The organism is Amycolatopsis sp. NPDC045836 (genome assembly GCF_056431745.1).
Map to the genome: position 1 here is coordinate 78,466 of NZ_JBWKKF010000024.1, position 17,249 is coordinate 95,714.

At 71.6% G+C, this 17,249-nt stretch carries 13 protein-coding genes; 9 read left to right on the forward strand and 4 right to left on the reverse strand.

The genetic code is table 11. The features are described 5' to 3' along the window. Positions 1-8: 8 nt before the first annotated feature. Entirely contained in the window at positions 9-2,408 is a 2,400-nt protein-coding gene (locus AC07EG_RS33635; RefSeq protein ID WP_478257276.1) for a tetratricopeptide repeat protein, read from the reverse strand. 260 nt (positions 2,409-2,668) lie between these two features. Beyond that, positions 2,669-3,616, reverse strand: a complete 948-nt coding sequence (locus AC07EG_RS33640) for an alpha/beta hydrolase (RefSeq protein ID WP_478257277.1) — start codon at positions 3,614-3,616, stop codon at positions 2,669-2,671. 115 nt (positions 3,617-3,731) lie between these two features. Between AC07EG_RS33640 and AC07EG_RS33645 the strand changes: the two genes are divergently transcribed. Further along, positions 3,732-4,292, forward strand: a complete 561-nt coding sequence (locus AC07EG_RS33645; protein WP_478257278.1) for a TetR/AcrR family transcriptional regulator — start codon at positions 3,732-3,734, stop codon at positions 4,290-4,292. Here the strand turns inward: AC07EG_RS33645 and AC07EG_RS33650 are convergent. After that, positions 4,273-5,913 carry a hypothetical protein gene (locus AC07EG_RS33650; RefSeq protein WP_478257279.1) on the reverse strand — a complete coding sequence of 547 codons (1,641 nt, stop codon included), beginning with the start codon at positions 5,911-5,913 and terminating at the stop codon, positions 4,273-4,275. The genes AC07EG_RS33645 and AC07EG_RS33650 overlap by 20 nt on opposite strands. A 109-nt stretch (positions 5,914-6,022) precedes the next feature. On the opposite strand from AC07EG_RS33650, the gene AC07EG_RS33655 reads away from it, so the two are divergent. Then, positions 6,023-6,334: a hypothetical protein gene (locus AC07EG_RS33655; RefSeq protein ID WP_478257280.1), complete on the forward strand. Its 312-nt coding sequence runs from the start codon at positions 6,023-6,025 to the stop codon at positions 6,332-6,334. Here AC07EG_RS33655 and AC07EG_RS33660 read toward each other — a convergent pair. Continuing rightward, positions 6,297-6,785 (reverse strand): MarR family winged helix-turn-helix transcriptional regulator, encoded by a 489-nt coding sequence (locus AC07EG_RS33660; protein WP_478257281.1) that lies wholly within the window; start codon positions 6,783-6,785, stop codon positions 6,297-6,299. The two genes, AC07EG_RS33655 and AC07EG_RS33660, sit on opposite strands and share 38 nt — an antisense overlap. 40 nt (positions 6,786-6,825) lie before the next feature. On the opposite strand from AC07EG_RS33660, the gene pip reads away from it, so the two are divergent. The 7 genes from pip to rhaS all read left to right on the forward strand — a co-directional run bounded on the left by pip (position 6,826) and on the right by rhaS (position 17,242). Continuing rightward, positions 6,826-7,746, forward strand: a complete 921-nt coding sequence (gene pip, locus AC07EG_RS33665) for a prolyl aminopeptidase (protein ID WP_478257282.1) — start codon at positions 6,826-6,828, stop codon at positions 7,744-7,746. A gap of 278 nt (positions 7,747-8,024) precedes the next feature. Beyond that, a complete protein-coding gene (locus tag AC07EG_RS33670; protein WP_478257283.1) occupies positions 8,025-9,020 on the forward strand; it encodes an Lrp/AsnC family transcriptional regulator in 996 nt (331 codons plus the stop codon). A gap of 60 nt (positions 9,021-9,080) precedes the next feature. Next, a complete protein-coding gene (locus tag AC07EG_RS33675) occupies positions 9,081-12,236 on the forward strand; it encodes a family 78 glycoside hydrolase catalytic domain (RefSeq protein ID WP_478257284.1) in 3,156 nt (1,051 codons plus the stop codon). Positions 12,237-12,679: 443 nt separating this feature from the next. Continuing rightward, on the forward strand, positions 12,680-14,173 hold the full coding sequence (locus AC07EG_RS33680; protein WP_478257285.1) for a sugar ABC transporter ATP-binding protein: 1,494 nt from the start codon (positions 12,680-12,682) through the stop codon (positions 14,171-14,173). Continuing rightward, entirely contained in the window at positions 14,170-15,216 is a 1,047-nt protein-coding gene (locus AC07EG_RS33685; RefSeq protein ID WP_478257286.1) for an ABC transporter permease, read from the forward strand. The genes AC07EG_RS33680 and AC07EG_RS33685 overlap by 4 nt, the downstream gene beginning before the upstream one ends. Further along, on the forward strand, positions 15,216-16,175 hold the full coding sequence (locus AC07EG_RS33690; protein ID WP_478257287.1) for an ABC transporter permease: 960 nt from the start codon (positions 15,216-15,218) through the stop codon (positions 16,173-16,175). The genes AC07EG_RS33685 and AC07EG_RS33690 overlap by 1 nt, the downstream gene beginning before the upstream one ends. Further along, positions 16,175-17,242 (forward strand): rhamnose ABC transporter substrate-binding protein, encoded by a 1,068-nt coding sequence (gene rhaS, locus AC07EG_RS33695; protein ID WP_478257288.1) that lies wholly within the window; start codon positions 16,175-16,177, stop codon positions 17,240-17,242. Before AC07EG_RS33690 ends, rhaS begins: the two co-directional genes overlap by 1 nt. Positions 17,243-17,249: the final 7 nt, after the last annotated feature.

Sequence of the window (17,249 nt, forward strand, 5' to 3'; positions counted from 1 at the left end):
AGCTGGCCCTACCTCCGGCGGAACGCGCGCTCGAACCGGTCGTGCCGCGCGGACACCGGACTGGGGGTGTCGCCGTCGGCGAACCAGTCCGCCAGCGCGGCCCAGGTTTCGGTGCGCTGCTGGAAGTCCTTGCGCGTGCGCGGCGCGATGGCGTGGTCACCGGGGGTGCGCAGCAGGTGGGACAGCTCGACCAGCCGGTCGGCGCACCGGCGCAGGTACAGCTCCGTCTCCTTGTTCACCGTGTGCTCGCCCTGCGGCAGCTGCCACTCCTTGCGCAGCTCCATGTCGTCGGTGAGGGCGGCGGCCCTGGTGAACAGGGCGTGCTCGGAGTACGCCGGGAAGCGGATCTCGTCGCAGGCGTACCCGGAGGCGTGCGACCAGCGCTGCAGCGCCTTGATCGCCTGGTACCGCGTCTGCCACTCGTGGTTCCCCGACGCCAGCTGGGAGATCGTCTCCCACGCCTCGTGCTCCGCGCGGTGCCAGGTGTCCGCGGCCACCTCGTCGATGAACTCCTTGGGCTGCGGGGTGTACCGGCGCCAGGCGTGGGACAGGCAGCTGGCGATCTGCCGCACCAGCGTGGAGGTGTAGGTGGCCAGTTCCCAGGCGTGCACCCGGCGCGGGCGCAGCGGGGTGGGGCGGTCGGGGGAGTAGGTGATCATCTCGAAGGCGCGGAACTCCGGCTGCCCGCGCAGGGTGGACAGGTCGGGGTCCTCCGACATCACCCACGGGCGGCGTTGCGCCAGGTAGCCGGAATGCCGCGACGCCGCCGCGCTGTCGAGCTGCGCGATCGCTTTGGTGATCAGGGTTTTCTTCTCGAGCGCGTCGAGGGGGCGCACGGTTTCCTCGGCGGTACCGGGTTCACCGCGCATGCCGGTCGGCAGCAGGGTCACCGCGTACACGCACGCCGCGTTGTAGTGCTCGTGCCAGACCGACGACGGGCCACGGGGTTTGAGCTGCTCCTCGACCACCTCGGTGAGCGCCCGCACCGACGGCGGCCACGTGGTGTCCTTCGCCAGCGGCTCGAACCCGTCCACCGCCACCCCCTTGACCGGGGCGTACCCGCCGAGCGGCGTGCCCATCTCGGCGTGGGACATGGACCGGCGCAGGTGCACCGCGAGCAGGCCGAGCCGGAGGCAGTTGTCCGACAGAAGCTGCCGCAGGCGCCGCGGCCGGGGTTCGGCGATCAACTGCTCCAGTTCGTGCTGCGCGACCTGGCAGAGGTAGGCCCGCAGCCGGGCGGCCTTGGTCTCGTTGGGGGCGCCGTCCGGCTCGTCGAGCAGCCCGGCAGGCGGGGGCAGGACCTCGCGGTAGCGGTCGAACCGGAGCCGGATCGATTCCCGCATCCGGATCTGCCGCATCCGGGTCTTCGGGTCGCCCAGCCACCAGTCGTGGGCCAGCCAGTCACCGCGGCCGAGGACCAGCGCGCGGCGGTAGCGGGCGAGCAGCAGCGCGGCCGCTTCCGGGGTGGACGGGCCGTACTGCCGGTTCTCGCACAGGGTGACCACGTCGTCGTAGGTGACCAGGGCGGCCAGGTGCAGGTCGAGGCGTTCCTGGAGGTTGCCGATCTCCACGCGGATGTGCACGTTGGCCGGGTCCAGCTCGATCGCGCGGTGGTACTCGGCGAGGGCTTCGTCGTAGCGGCGCTCGGACTTGTACTGGTTGGCGCGTTCGTAGGCGTCGAACAGGGCGCCGGGGATCTTCGCGCCGCGCCAGCGGGCCCACTGCTGGGTGCGGCAGTACTTGCTGCGGGGGATGACCAGCGCGGCCACCGCGTTCGCGGCGCGGCCGAGCAGGCGCTGCTCGTCGTCGTCGGTGAGCAGGAGCGGGCTGGCGGCGAAACCGGGCTGGCGCACCACGTCGAGCACCAGTTGGTGGCGGCCGTCGGCGGAGCGGAGGCGGCCGCTGATCCGGATCGCGTGCGGTGGCCGGGCCAGGCGGATCAACCGCGAGGCGACGGTCCACCAGCCCGTCGCGGCTTCGCCCGCGCTTTCCACGATCTGGATGAAGTCGTAGGAGCGGGAGACCCCGGGGACCACGGCGGGGGTGTACATCCGGGATTCGTTGAGCTTGCACTTGAAGGCCGCGGTGATCTCGGCCGGTGATTGATCGCCGTCGATTTCGAACAGTTCGATGTCGACTTCGTTGGCGTTGTAGGCGGCTATTTCCAGCCGGGCGCGGCCGATGCCGTAGAGGGTGAAGAGCAGGGAAACGATCAGGCCGGTGAACAGGGCCACGGTCATCGTGATCGAGGCACCGGTGGGGGCTCTTTCCGGAACGGTGATCCAATAGGGGAGCAGGAGGAAGACGAGCGCGAACAGCGCGGCCGCGCCGCTGAAGAACCACCAGCGGACCATCCGCGCCTTCGGCAACTCGGCCGGCTCGAACTCCGGCCGGTGACGAACTGGCATCACGGCAGGCAAAACCCCCTCACCGCAATTCTGGCAGAGGGGGTCAGGTGTGTACAGGGTGCGATTCCGTTGAGCGGGTGATTCCACCCCGGTTTTTCATTCTGACTGGCTCACCCCCGCCGGGTTCTTGGCTTTGGACCGGGGATGGGAAGGGGGTGGCCGGGCGCGAGCCCGGGGTCGAGGATCGGGCCCGGGTTTGCCGAACCCCGGAGAAGGAGCCCACGGGGGTGACGGGGGGGGCCACACCCGTGGGCACCGGCTCACTGCAGGGCGGCCCGCAGGGTGGCGGCGGCCTGGGCGATGGCGGCGCCGGCGGCCGGGGTTTCCCGCAGGGCGTTCAGCATCACGAAGTCGTGGATGACGCCCTGGTACCGCACGGCCGTCACCGGGACGCCCGCCTGCCGCAGTTTGCTGGCGTATGCCTCACCCTCGTCGCGCAGCACGTCGGCCTCGGCGGTGATGACCAGGGCCGGCGGCAGGCCCGCCAGGTCGTCCAGGCCGGCGCGCAGCGGGGAGGCGGTGATCTCCGCGCGCTGGGCGGGGTCGGTGGTGTACTGGTCCCAGAACCACTGCATGCCGTCCCGGCGCAGGAAGTAGCCCTCCCGGAACCGCTGGTACGACTCGGTGTCGAAGCTCGCGTCGGTCACCGGGTAGAACAGCACCTGCTGCCGGAACCGGACGTCACCGCGCTGCTTGGCCAGCAGCGTCACCGCCGCGGTCATGTTGCCGCCGACCGAGTCACCGGCGATGGCGATCCGCCCGGCGTCCAGGTTGTGCTCGCCGCCGTGCTCGGCGACCCACTTGGCCGCCGTGTAGTTCTGCTCGACGGCGATCGGGTACCTGGCCTCGGGCGACAGGCTGTACTCCGGGAAGACCACGGCCGCACCGGCGCCGACGGCCAGTTCGCGGACCAGCCGGTCGTGCGTGTGCGAGTTGCCGAACACCCAGCCCGCGCCGTGCAGGTAGACGATCACCGGCAGCGGGCCGTCGGCGCCGGCCGGGCGGATGATGCGGACCCGCACGTCACCGGGGATGGTCAGGTCTTCGACGTCCACGGCGGGCTTGGCGATCTCGCCGGACTGCACCTCGTCGACCGCCTTGCGGCCGTCGGCGGGAGCCAGGTCGAACAGGAACGGGGGCTGCGAAGTCGCTTCGGCGAACGCCTGGGCGGCCGGTTCGAGGGGGAGGTTGTGCGGGTTCGCGGTCATGGCTGACTCCGGTATGAGGGAGAACGTTCTGTCTCGTTCTGCTGACACTGAACCTAGCCCGGTCGCCACGGCTTCGCCAGAGGAACAAGACAGAACGTTCTGTTACGCTCGTCTCATGACTATTGCGACTGGCCGCCGGTCAGCGGCCCGGGAACGGCTGGTGGAGACCGCCGCGCGCATCTTCTACGCCGACGGCATCCACTCGGTCGGCGTCGATCGGGTCATCGAGGCGGCCGACGTCAGCCGGGCCACCTTCTACCGGCACTTCCCGTCCAAGGAGGACCTGGTCTGCGCCTACCTGGTCGCCGAGGACCAGTCGCTGCGGCGGCGGGTCGCGGCCGCGGCCGAACGCGCCGAGGACCCGCGTGAACTGCTCGAACGCCTGGTCGCGGGCCTGGGTGAGCTGATCTGCGGTGCCGGGTTCCGCGGCTGCCCGTTCATCAACGCCGCCGCCGAGTACCCCGATCCCGGCCACCCGGTGCGCCGGGTGGTGCGTGAGCACCGCGACTGGTTCGCCGGCGCGCTCGCCGAACTGGCCGTCCAGGCGGGCATCCCGGCGGAGATCTCCAGCGTGCTGGTCTTCCTGCGTGACGGCGCGATGGTCGGCGGTTACCTGGAGGACCCGGTGGCCGTGCGGGAGAAGCTGGCGCTCTCGGTCAGGGCGTTGGTGCGGTAGCCGGGCACGGCTCGTGGACGAACCGCGGGTCGGCGTCCAGCGCGGCGATCAGCGTGGCGGCCTGGTCCTTGCGCGGGAACACCACGGCGTAGAGCTGCGTGCCCTCACGGCGGAAGTTGGCCACCTGGTAGGTGTCGCGGTAGACCGCGTCGTCCGTGCACTGTGGACGGACGGCGAAGCCGTTGCCGGTGACGATGCCCAGCGCCGGCTTGCGCACGTTGACCACGTAGTCGTAGTCGTGCGCGATGTGGCCGATCGGCCCGCTCTCCTCGGTCCGGTGACCGTGACGCGCGATGTGCTCGTCGGTCAGGCCCAGCACGTCGACCACCGGCACCGACGGACCGGCCCGGTAGGACAGCGCGCCGTTGGCGTAGGTGCTGATCAGCGTGCCCGGCGGCAGGTTCTGCCCGAGCAGCGAGCCGAACTCCTCCATCTCGGCGATCTTCGCGCGCCACTGGTGCATCAGCTCGAGCATCTTCGGGTCGGTGATCGACACCAGCAGCGACAGCCCGCAGACCGCGGCGGCGGCCAGCGGCACCAGGCGCAGCCCGGAGATCCGGGCCCGCAGGCTCTCGGCGTCCAGCAGTCCGCACGCGGCCACCGACGCCACCCCGAGCAGCGGCGGCACCGGCGCGAGCAGGCGGTACGCGGGCATCCAGTCGCCGCCCGCGTAGGTGATGAACGCGAGGTAGGCGAACGCCATCGCGAAGATCAACCACACCAGCGAACGCTGCTCCCCCGGTGAGCTGAACCACACCAGCCCGGCCATCGCCAGCACCGCGAGCACCAGGAAGCCCAGCGACGCCACCGCGAACCCGCCGAGGTACTCGCCACCCTGGGCGAGCTGCCAGCCGAGCGAACCCCCCGACTTCGCGGCGACCGCGTTCGGCAGCAGGTGCCCGTAGTAGACGACCCGCCAGATCGTCCACGGCAGCGCCAGCACCAGCAGCCCGGCGGCGTACTCGAGCACCGGACGCCAGCCCGTCCGCTGCCGGACCGCCCGCACCAGCAGGTACAGCCCGGCCAGCACGGCGATCAGCAGCCCGTCCGGCCGGGTCATCCCGGCCAGTGCGACCAGCAGCCCGGCGACCAGCGGCCGCTTCGCCGCGAGCGCGTGGAGCACCCCGAGCACCAGCAGCAGGAACAGCGGCGTCTCCAGGCCGGACGGCCCGTACGCGGCCAGCCCGCTGGCACCGGCGGTCAGCACGGCCGCGAGCACCCCGAGCGCCTTGTCCCGCACCAGCCGGTTGACCAGCAGGTACGACAGCACCACGCAGGCCACCGCGCAGACCACGCCGAGCACCGCGGCGCCGACCACGATGCCCTTGCCGAACAGCGCCTTCGGCACCGCGATCAGCACCATCCAGAGGAAGTTCGAGTAGCCCTCGACCCGCTCGCCGGCGTTGAACACCGGGCCGTTGCCGTCGGCGAGGTTCTCCGAGTAGCGGAAGGTGATGAAGGCGTCTTCGGCGACGGTGGAGAACAACGCCTGGTGGCCGAGCGAATAGGTGACCGCGAGCGTCAGTGCGGCGAGGCGCCATGCCCGGCTGGTGGAGATGCGGGTCCACCCGCCGAGTACCAGAGCGGCCAGCAGCAGCCAGCCGCAGATGAGCGCAACCACACCGGGGTCCTTCGGGAACGGGGTTCGGGGTCCGCGTCAATCTACCGGGGCCGCTGCCTGGGAGTTTTCCCCGCCTGGAGCTGTCGGTGGGGCGTGCGAGGATCGGGACATGGAACCAGCCGACAGCCCCGAGATCGCCGAGCAGCTGCCGCTCCCCGGCCGCGAGCCGCTGCAGGCCTTCCTCCGCCGCCAGGTGCACCACCGGGTCCCGGCGCCGCCGTCGGCCGAGGGTGCGCGCGGGCGGACGCCGTCGGGCACCGTGCACCTGGTCAACGACGCCTGGCTACCGGTCTGCGGAGCCGGGCTGAACACCTGGGACCCGTTGCGCGGGCTCGCGCCGACGGAGGAACCGGTCACCTGCCGCCGGTGCGCGGACGTGCACCTCAGGGAGCTGCGGGACGATCAGCTCCGGTTGTTCTGAGCCGGGCGCGGACGCGGTCGTGGAACGGCCGCCGCTCCAGCGCCCGGGTGGCGGCGTTGAGCACCTCGGCCAGCGGGTGCGGCAGCTCGGCGTCGAGTTCCGCGACGGCGGCTTCGGTGGCGGCCCACTCGGCGTCGAGCACCGGCAGCAGCTCACGGGTCTTCGCGGTCAGGTGCACGATGCGCTCACGGGCGTCCGCACCCGGCCGCAGCTCGGCGAGGTCGAGCTTGCGCATCTGGGTGACCGTCTGGCTGGCGGCGGAATGGGTGACGCCCAGCGCCTCGGCGAGGTCGCGGATGGGTAGGGGGCCGTGCTCGGTCAGCGTGCGCACCACCGGTGTGAAGCGGGGCCGGAACTCGGCCAGCCCCAGGTCGGCGTAGAGGCGCGCGACGTCACCGTCGAGCAGTTCGAGCAGGTGCCGCAGGCGGGTCCCGATCCCGGTGGACGTCATGGCGCTAATATAACAGCGCTAATACAACTGGGAGGCACTCTTGTACACCCACGGCGAGCCGTACGACAGCGGTCTGCTCGACGTCGGCGACGGCAACCACGTCTACTGGGACGTTTCCGGGAACCCGGACGGCAAGCCCGCGGTCCTGCTGCACGGCGGTCCCGGTGTGGTCTCACAAGGCCGCCGCTACTTCGATCCGGCGGCCTACCGCGTGGTGCAGTTCCACCAGCGCGGTGCCGGCCTGAGCACGCCGTCGGTCGTCGATTTCGAGACCGACCTGAGCGTGAACACCACCGAGCACCTGCTCGCCGACATGGAGGAGTTGCGTGAGCACCTGGGCATCGAGCGCTGGCTGGTGTTCGGCGGTTCGTGGGGTGCGACGCTGGGTTTCGCCTACGCCGAACGGTTCCCGGAGCGCGTCACCGAAATGGTGCTGGTGGCGATCACGAACACCCGGCCGTCCGAGATCGACTGGCTCTACCGCGGGCTGGGCAAGCTGTTCCCGGAGGCGTGGGAGCGGTTCCGCGAAGGCGCCGGGGACGACGACGTGGTCGCCGCCTACCACCGCCTGCTCAACGACCCCGACCCGGCGGTCCGCGAGAAGGCGGCTGCCGACTGGTGCGCCTGGGAAGCGGCGGCCGTCGACGAGGACCCGGCGGACCCGGACCCGCGCTGGGCGGACCCGGCCTTCCGGATGGCGCTGGCCCGCACGGCCGCGCACTACTTCCACCACCACGCCTGGCTGGAGGACGGCGTCCTGCTGCGTGAGGCCGGGAAGCTGGCCGGCATTCCCGGTGTGATGGTGCACGGCAGGCTGGACCTCAGCGCCCCGCTGGAAACCGCGTGGGCGATGGCCAAGGCGTGGCCGGACGCCGAGCTCGTGGTGATCCCCGGCGCCGGTCACCACGCCAGGGGCGCGATGGGCGAAGCGCTGCTCGCCGCCGTCGACCGGTTCCGCTGATCAGCGGAGGTCGTCCGCGTGGTCGGCCGCCCAGCCGCGCGATGTCGTCCTCGTGCACCGAGTTCAGGTGCACGCCGGGGAACGGCACCCTGGCCACGCCGTGTTCGCGGATGCCGGTGCCCAGGCCAGCGTGTTCCTGGCGAAGGCACCCGGGCGCACCCTTTTCCCTGGCGGCGAGCAACGAGAAAGGTCATGGGAACGAGCATTTCGACGCCAACGTGAGCGATCCAGTGCATCGATCGCTATCGGTGCAATCGGGCGCGATCTAGCCTGAGTTGGTGACTTCGCACGCGATCGACGACCTCGACCGCCGTTTGCTCCACGCGCTCCAACTCGACGGCCGGGCTTCGTTCAGCCGGATCGGGGAGGTGCTCGGGGTGTCCGGGCAGACCGTCGCCCGGCGCTACACCGCGTTGCGCTCGCACGGCGCGGTCAAGGTGATCGGGCTGAGCGATCCGGACCTGCTCGGCGAGGTGCTGTGGCTGACCAGGGTGCGCTGCACCGGCGACGCGGCGGACGCGCTGGCCACCGCGATCGCCAAGCGGGACGACACCTCGTGGGTGCAGCTGACCTCCGGCGGCACCGAAATCGTCTGCGTGACGCGGATACCCGGCGGCCACGGCGAGGACAACACGCCGCTGCTCAAGCAGTTGCCGCGCACCCCGCGGGTGCTGGACCTGACCGCGCAGTGCGTGCTGCACGTGTTCCTCGGCGGCGGCGAAGGGCTGCTGCGCAAGGCCAGCGTGCTGACCCGCCGGGAGATCGGCGAGCTGACCTGGACCACCGACGCGCCGCCCCGGCGGGAGATGTCCGAGCAGGACTGCCGGATGCTGGCGCTGCTGCGGGCCGACGGCCGCACCCCGGCGACCGAACTGGCCGAGGCGACCGGCTGGTCGCAGACCACGGTCCGCCGGCGGCTGGCCGAGCTGCGGGCGGGCGGCCTGCTGCGGTTCAGCGTGGACTTCGACCACCGGCTGCTCGGCTTCGGGGTGCACGCGCTGCTCTGGCTCTCGGTCGAGCCCGCCGAACTGGAGCTGGTGGGCCGGGTGATGGCCGAGGAACACCCCGAGGTCGCCTACGCCGCGGTGACCACCGGGCGCACGAACCTGGTGGCCGGGGTGGTCTGCTCCACGGGGAAGGACCTCTACGGTTACCTGACCCGGCAGCTGGCCGTGCTGCCCGGGGTGCGGCACATCGAGACCGCGCCGGTGGCGCGCACGGTGAAGAGCGCCACCGTGCTCGACCCCGGCCGCCCGGGGGCAACCGGGTGGTGAGGCGACCGAAACCGGACAGCGCCGTTGCCGCCCGCTCGGCCGCGTTCGTACTTTCCGGTGATGACTGGCGGACTGAACCGGCGTAGCTTCCTGCAGACCTCCGCACTGGGCGCGGGCGCGTTCGCGCTGCCCACCCCGGCCTTCGCGGCGCGATCGGAAAGCGAGGGCGGTGTGCTCCGGGCCGAACGGCTGACCGTCGAGTACGCGGAAACCCCGCTGGGCCTCGACGCCGCCCGGCCGCTGCTGTCCTGGGTCCCGGTCGCCGGCGGTCACCACGCCCGGCAGACGGCCTACCGGATCGAGGTCGACGGCGTCTGGGACTCCGGGCGGGTGGAGTCCGACCGGTCGACCGCCGTCGCCTACGACGGCCCGGCGTTGCGGCCGCACACCCGGTACCAGTGGCGTGTGCGGCTCTGGGACCAGCACGGCCTGGCGTCGGACTGGAGCACGCGGAGCTGGTGGGAGACCGGTTTCCTGGGGACCGGCTGGACGGCGGCGTGGATCGGCGCGCCCGCCCCGGCGGCCCCGCTCGACTTCGCCGGGGCGTCGTGGATCTGGTCGCCGGGCAGCACCAGCCAGCACGCGCCCGCCGGGCCGCGCTGGTTCCGCGCCTCGCTCGACCTGCCCGCCGGGGTCACCGAGGCGGAACTGGTGGCCACGGCGGACGACGACTTCACCCTGTTCCTCGACGGTGCGCAGGTGCTGCACGCACCCGAGCAGGTCGACGGCTGGCGGACCGCGCGGCACGCCGAGGTGCCCGTGAGCGGCCGGGTCGTGCTCGCCGTGCTGGCCACGAACCGGGGTTCGGTGCCGATCAACCCGGGTGGGCTGCTGGTCCGGCTGCGGGCCGGAACAGCGGAGCTGGTCACCGGCGCGGGCTGGCGGGTCGCGGACACCGAGCAGGACGGCTGGCACCAGCCCGGGTTCGACGACAGCGCCTGGGCCGAGGCCGTCGTACTGGCTCCCCACGGCCAGGGTCCGTGGGGGAGCGGTGTTTCGGTGCCACCACCGCAGATCGCCGCACCGCTGCTGCGCCGGGAGTTCACCGTGGACAAACCGGTGGCGAGCGCACGGCTGCACATCAGCGGGTTGGCGTACTACGAAGCCGAGATCAACGGCGAGCGCGTCGGCACGCAGGTGCTCGATCCGGGGTTCACCGACTACGACAAGACCGTGCTGTACGCGACGCACGACGTCACCGAGCTGGTGGCCGCCGGGGCCAACGCGATCGGCGTGACGCTGGGCCGCGGTTTCTACGCGATGACCACGCCGAACGTCTGGCGCTGGGAGAAACCGGACTGGCGTGGTGAACCGAAGCTGCTGGCGCAGCTGGAGATCACGCACCCGGACGGCAGCCGGACCACGATCGCTTCCGACCCCTCGTGGCGGCTGGCGGACGGCCCGACCACCTCGGATTCCCTGTACGCCGGTGAATCCTACGACGCACGCCTGGTGCGGCCCGGCTGGTCGTCCACCGGTTTCGACGACGGCGACTGGCGGACGCCGGTCGTCTCGAGCGCGCCCCGCGGTGTCCTGCGTGGCCAGCAACACGAGCCGATCGAGGTCGTGGAGACCGTGACGCCGGTGTCGGTGACCACGCTGCGGCCGGGGGTGTTCGTCGCCGACCTGGGGCGGACCATGGCGGGCTGGACGCAGCTGACCGTGCGCGCGCCCGCGGGCACCACCGTCGAGCTGTGGCACGGTGAGCGGCTGCGGCAGGACGGCAGCGTGATCTGGGAGAACGGGCACGTGCCGGGGCGGCACCAGAAGGACGCCTACACCTGCGCGGGCACGGGTGAGGAGACGTGGGAGCCGAAGTTCTCGTACAAGGGCTTCCGGTACGTCGAGGTGCACGGGCTGGCCACCCCGCCGCGGCTGCTCGGGCGGGTGGTGCACACGAAGGTGCGCGAGGTCGCGACGTTCCGCTGCGCCGAGCCGTTCTTCGAGCAGCTGGACCGGGCGATGCGCCGGACGCTGCTGAACAACCTGCACGGCATCCCCACCGACACCCCGATGTACGAGAAGAACGGCTGGACCGGTGACGCGCAACTCGGTGCGCCGAGCCTGGCGTACGCGTTCGCCGTGCCGCGGTTCCTGACGAAGTGGATCGGTGACCTCGCGGACAGCCAGCACGAACCGGGGCAGCTGCCGGTGATCGTGCCGAGCGGCGGCTGGGGGTACCGGGAACTGGCGCCCGCGCCGGAGTGGACGACCGTCTACCCGTTCCTGGTCCGGGAGGTGTACCGGTGGTACGGCGACGAGGCGGTGGCCGCCGCGCACTGGGGGCCGCTGACCCGGTACCTGGACTGGGAGATCGGCCGGTTGCAGAACGGCCTGGCGGTCACCGCGCTCGGTGACTACCTGCCGCCGGGGTACGGCGGTGTGCCGCCCGAGGACACCCGGCTGACCGCCACCGCCTACCTGCACCGGGCGCTGACCGGCACCGCGGAACTCGGCGACCTGCTGGGCCACTCGTCGACGGCCGCCCGGTACCGGTCCGTCGCGGCCTCGCTGCACGCGGCGTTCAACGCGGCCTTCCTCGGCCCGGACGGGTACTACCGCACCGCGAAGGACCCGGACTACCGGCAGACCTCCAACGCCGTCCCGCTCGCGTTCGGCCTGGTGCCCGCCGGGGCGGAGAAGTCCGTTGTGGACAGCCTGGTGGCGGACATCCGGTCACGGGGTGACCACCTGAACACCGGGGCGCTCGGCACCAGCGTGCTGCTGCGCGTGCTGACCGCCCACGGCCACGCCGACGTCGCGCACGCGGTCGCCACGCAGCGCAGCTACCCGAGCTGGGGTTATTGGTTCGACCACGGGGCGGACACCATGTGGGAGATGTGGCAGCTGGACTCGCGTTCGCGGGACCACTACTTCCAGGGGACCGTCACGCAGTGGCTGTACGAGAACGTGGCGGGCGTGCGGCCGGGGGACGACGGTTATCGGACGTTCACCGTGCGGCCGGACGCGCGGGTCGGGGTGCACTGGGCGGGGAGCACGGTCGACACGGTCCGGGGCCGCGTCGGCGTGCACTGGGCGGCGGTGGGCGGTGGGTTGAGGCTGACCGTCGAAGTCCCGGTGGGCTGCACGGCTGAGGTGCACCTGCCCTCCGCGGCGAGTTCGGTGCCGGCGGCCGAGTTCGTGCGTATGGAGCGGGGGTACTCGGTGTACCGCGTGGACCACGGCGAATACCGCTTCACCACTCGACCTTCGTAATGCACTCGTGCAGCCGAATCCCACCCACGTCCACACCAGCCGCCACCTGTGGACAACCAGCGCCAGCAACCCTCCACCGCCGGCGGCGGGCGGTACGCTGGGCTTGGACGCCCCCTAGGAGCGGCGGGGGTTCGTCCGGCGATCTGCCGAGGCCGAGTTCACTAGATCTTGAGAGAGAGTCTCGACCGCTTCGGTCTGGGGCTCGGCTGCACCGCGGTGCAACTCGGTTCGGCTCCACCAGGGTATGACCACGCGGCGACCAGCAATGTGCCTTGAAACGTTGCAAAGCAGACCTCATTGCGATAGCGATGCGCAACAGGGGATGCACTCATCGTAAGCGCCGAGCGTCATTTACGGGATAGCTCACCGCCAGAACTTGACATGGGTCACAGCTTCGAAGCACTCTCGGCTCAGTCCTGGATTGAAACGATTTAGGAGCGCCAGTGGCGGCTGAGCAGGTGACCGGGTTGCGCGAGGTCTCCAAGGGCTTCGGCGCGGTGCGGGCGCTCCGGCGCGTCACGCTCGGCCTGCACGAGGGCCGCGCGCACGCCCTGCTCGGGGAGAACGGCGCAGGCAAGTCCACGTTGATCAAGGTCCTCGCCGGGGTGCACCGGCCCGACGAGGGAACCGTGCTGGTCGACGGCGTGCCGAGGCGATTCGGTGGCCCCGCCGACGCCAGGGCGGCCGGGATAGCGGTGATCTACCAGGAACCCACCCTGTTCGGCGACCTCTCCGTGGCCGAGAACGTGTTCATGGGCCGCCAGCCGCTGCGGGCCGGCCGCCGCATCGACACCGGGGCGATGCACGAGGCCGTGCGCGAGTTGTTCGAACGGCTCGGGGTGGCGCTCGACCCGGCCCGCCCGGCTCGCGGGTTGTCGATCGCCGATCAGCAGCTCATCGAGGTCGCCAAGGCCCTGTCCTTCGACGCCCGCGTCGTGGTGATGGACGAGCCGACCGCTGCACTGTCCGAAGTGGAGGCCAGGAGGCTGTTCGGCGTGGTCCGCGCCCTGCTCGACGCCGGGGTGGCGGTGTTGTTCGTGTCCCACCGGCTCGACGAGGTGTTCGAGCTGTGCACCAGCGCCACGGTGTTGCGCGACGGCGAGCACGTCTGGACCGGCGAACTGGCCGGGCACACCCCCGAGGACCTGGTCCGCCGCATGGTCGGCCGCGAGCTGTCCACGCTCTTCCCCGAGCAGGACAAGACCCCCGGCGAGACGGCCCTGCGAGTCAGCCGCCTGACCAGGGAAGGCGTGTTCACCGACATCTCCTTCGAGCTGAGAGCGGGCGAGATCGTCGCGCTCGCCGGGCTGGTCGGTGCCGGGCGCAGCGAGGTGGCCCGAGCCGTCTTCGGCATCGACAGGCCCGACGCCGGAACCGTGCACCGTCACGGCAAACGGCTCGAACCGGGCTCGCCGACCGCCGCGATGGCCGCCGGGATCGGCTTCGTGCCGGAGGACCGCAGGCAGCAGGGCCTGGTGATGGACGCCTCCATCGAGCGCAACGCGGCGCTGGCCTCGCTCGGCGCGCTCAGCCGCGGCGGGCTGATCCGGAGGGCCGACGAACGCGCGCTCGCCCGGGACTGGGCCGTCAAACTGCGCCTGAGGTTCTCCCGGCTCGCCGACCCGGTCGGGGTGCTCTCCGGCGGCAACCAGCAGAAGGTGGTGCTGGCGAAGTGGCTGGCCCGCGAGCCGGCCGTGTTGATCGTGGACGAGCCGACCCGCGGCATCGACGTCGGCACCAAGGCCGAGGTGCACCGGCTGCTCGCCGAACTGGCCGCGGCCGGGGTGGCGGTGCTGATGATCTCCTCCGAGCTGCCCGAGGTGCTGGGCATGGCCGACCGCGTGCTGGTGATGCACGAGGGCCGCCTCGTCGCCGAGCTGGACCGGGCGTCGGCCACCGAGGAGTCGGTGGCGCTGGCGGCGGCGGGCCGGGCATGACCGCGCAGTCCACTGTGGACGGTACAAGACCGGTGGAGCGCGGCGGGAGCGCCCGGCGGCTCGCCGATCGCGCGGGCAAGGTCCGCGAACTCGGCATCCTGCTCGCGCTGCTGCTGGTGGTCGGCGGCACGGCGCTGGGCAACCCGCGGTTCGTCGAGGCCCAGAGCGTGCGCGACCTGCTGCTCAACGCCTCGATCGTGGCGCTGCTCGCGGTCGGCCAGACCATCGTGGTGATCACCCGCAACGTGGACCTGTCCGTCGGCTCGGTCCTCGGCCTGGCCGCCTTCCTCACCGCCGACACCTTCGCCTCGCAGGAGGACCTGCCCGTGCTCGCCGGGATCGCGCTCGGCGTGCTGATCGGCCTGGCCTGCGGTGCGGCGAACGGCCTGGTGGTCGCGCTGGGCCGGGTGCCGAGCCTGGTGGTCACCCTCGGCACGCTGTACGTCTTCCGCGGCCTCGACTTCGCGCTCGCCTCCGGGCAGCAGATCAACGCCGCCGACCTGCCCGCCGGGCTGCTCTCCCTGGGCAGCGGGCGCCTGCTCGGCGTGCCGAACCTCGTGCTGATCACCCTCGTCGTGGTGCTGGCCGCCTGGTACTTCCTGCGCTCCTACCGGTCCGGGCGCCAGCTCTACGCGATCGGCTCCAACCCGGAAGCCGCGGTGCTCGCCGGGATCCCGGTGGGGCGGCGCACGTTCACCGCGTTCGCCGTGTCCGGGGCCATCGCCGGGCTCGCCGGTGCGTTGTGGGCGGCGCGCTACGGCACGGTCGACGCCGCCGCGGGCACCGGGCTGGAACTGCAGGTGGTCGCGGCCGTGGTGGTCGGCGGGGTGGCCATCTTCGGCGGGTCGGGCACCGTGCTCGGCGCGGCGCTGGGGGCGTTGCTGCTGAGCACCATCGCCGGTTCGCTGGTGGTGCTCGGCGTGCCCGCGTTCTGGCAGCAGGCGATCACCGGCGCGCTGCTGCTCGCGGCGATCTCGCTCGACCGGCTGGTGGCGCTGCGGCTGGCGGCGGCTTTGCGCCGAACGAGGAACGGGGGTGCGTGATGACGCGGCTGCTGCGCTGGGAGTCGGTGCTGGTGCTGCTGCTGGTGCTGGTCGCGGTGTTCGGCGCCATCCGCACCGGCGGCGCCTTCCTCTCCGGCGGCAACCTGTTCTACCTGGGCCTGGACATCGCCGAGATCGCGTTGATCGCGCTGCCGCTGACCCTGGTGGTGGTCGCCGGTGAGATCGACCTGTCCGTCGCCTCGGTGCTCGGCCTGTCCAGCGCGCTGGTCGGCACGCTGTGGAACGCCGGGTGGGCGCTGGAGCTGATCCTGCCGGTGGCGGTCGTCGCCGGTGCGGTCTGCGGGGCGGTCAACGGACTGCTGGTCACCCGCCTCGGGCTGCCCTCGCTCGCGGTCACCATCGGCACGCTCGCGTTGTACCGCGGGCTCGCGCTGGTGCTGCTCGGTGACACCGCGGTCGCCGACTTCCCGGCGAGCTTCACCCAGTTCGGCAACGCGCCGATCCCCGGGACCGGTGTCCCGTACCCGATCCTGCTGTTCGCCGGGCTGGCCGTCGGGTTCGCCGTGCTGCTGCACTTCAGCGCGTTCGGCCGGGCCACCTTCGCCATCGGTGCCAACGCCGAAGCCGCCTGGTTCTCCGGGATCCGCGTCAAGCGGGTCAAGCTGATCCTCTTCGTGCTGACCGGGGCCGTCGCGGCGCTCGCGGGCATCGTCTACACGCTGCGGTTCTCCAGCGCCCGCGCGGACAACGGCAACGGGCTCGAACTGGCCGTGGTCGCCGCGGTGCTGCTGGGCGGGGTGTCCATCTTCGGCGGGCGGGGCACGCTCGGCGGGGTCATCGCCGGGGTGCTGCTGCTCGGCGGGCTGCGTCACCTGTTGATCCTCGACGACGTGTCGACCGAGGTGATCACCGTGGTCACCGGCGCCCTGCTGCTCGCCGGGGTGCTCGTCCCGCGCTTGCTCGGCAGCCGGTTTCTCCCAGCGGGAAGGAAAACCTGATGAACGTTCCCACCGTCGCACGACGGGGTGCCGCGGTGCTCGGCCTGGTCCTGCTGCTCGCCTCCTGCGGGGGCACCACCAAGGACAGCGCCGGGCCGGGACCCGCCCCGCAGGCCACCGGCGCGGCGGATCCGGCGGCCCCGCTGAAGACCGGGCTGAAGATGACCTTCCTGCCCAAGCAGGTGAACAATCCGTACTTCACCGTGGTCCAGCAGGGCGGTGAGAAGGCGGCGGGTGAGCTGGGGGCCGAGTTCAAGGCGACCGGTCCGTCCGACGCCAGCGCTTCCTCGCAGGTCACCTACATCAACACCGCCGCACAGCAGCGCCAGGACGCGCTGATCATGGCGGCCAACGACGAGAACGCGGTCGCACCGGCGTTGAAGACCGCGCGCCGGCAGGGGATGAAGGTGGTCACGCTGGATTCCGACGTGGCCACCGACGCGCGTGACGTGTTCATCAACCAGGCCGATTCCCGTGACATCGCGGTGAAACAGGTCCAGCTGATCTCCGAGGCGATCGGCGGCAACGGGGAGATCGCCATTCTCTCGGCGACCCCGAACGCCACCAACCAGAACACCTGGATCGAGATCATGAAGCAGGAACTGGCGAAACCCGAGCACGCCGGGTTGGAGCTGGTCGAGATCGCCTACGGCAACGACGACGACCAGACCTCGTTCCAGAAGACCCAGGGGCTGCTGCAGGCGCACCCGCAGCTCAAGGGCATCGTCTCGCCGACGACGGTGGGGCTGGCCGCGGCCGGGCGCTACCTCAGTTCCTCGGCGTACCGGGGCAAGGTGGCGCTGACCGGGCTCGGCACGCCGAACCAGCTGCGGGCCTACGTCAAGGACGGCACGGTCGGCAAGTTCGCGTTGTGGGAGCCGGACAAGCTCGGGTACCTCGGGGTGCAGGCGGCGACCGCGCTGGCGTCCGGCCGGATCACCGGCGCCCAGGGCGAGAAGTTCACCGCCGGGGAGCTGGGGGAGTACACCATCGGTGCGGAGGGCGAGGTCGTGCTCGGCCCGCCGACCGTGTTCGACGCGGCCAACATCGACCGGTTCGACTTCTGAGAGGCAC

Excerpts from the sequence above, each read along its gene's own strand:
- AC07EG_RS33635 (WP_478257276.1), bottom strand. The coding sequence starts at position 2,408 with ATGCCAGTTCGTCACCGGCCGGAGTTCGAGCCGGCCGAGTTGCCGAAG.
- AC07EG_RS33640 (WP_478257277.1), bottom strand. The coding sequence starts at position 3,616 with ATGACCGCGAACCCGCACAACCTCCCCCTCGAACCGGCCGCCCAGGCG.
- AC07EG_RS33645 (WP_478257278.1), top strand. The coding sequence starts at position 3,732 with ATGACTATTGCGACTGGCCGCCGGTCAGCGGCCCGGGAACGGCTGGTG.
- AC07EG_RS33655 (WP_478257280.1), top strand. The coding sequence starts at position 6,023 with ATGGAACCAGCCGACAGCCCCGAGATCGCCGAGCAGCTGCCGCTCCCC.
- AC07EG_RS33660 (WP_478257281.1), bottom strand. The coding sequence starts at position 6,785 with ATGACGTCCACCGGGATCGGGACCCGCCTGCGGCACCTGCTCGAACTG.
- AC07EG_RS33675 (WP_478257284.1), top strand. The coding sequence starts at position 9,081 with ATGACTGGCGGACTGAACCGGCGTAGCTTCCTGCAGACCTCCGCACTG.
- AC07EG_RS33685 (WP_478257286.1), top strand. The coding sequence starts at position 14,170 with ATGACCGCGCAGTCCACTGTGGACGGTACAAGACCGGTGGAGCGCGGC.
- AC07EG_RS33690 (WP_478257287.1), top strand. The coding sequence starts at position 15,216 with ATGACGCGGCTGCTGCGCTGGGAGTCGGTGCTGGTGCTGCTGCTGGTG.
- rhaS (WP_478257288.1), top strand. The coding sequence starts at position 16,175 with ATGAACGTTCCCACCGTCGCACGACGGGGTGCCGCGGTGCTCGGCCTG.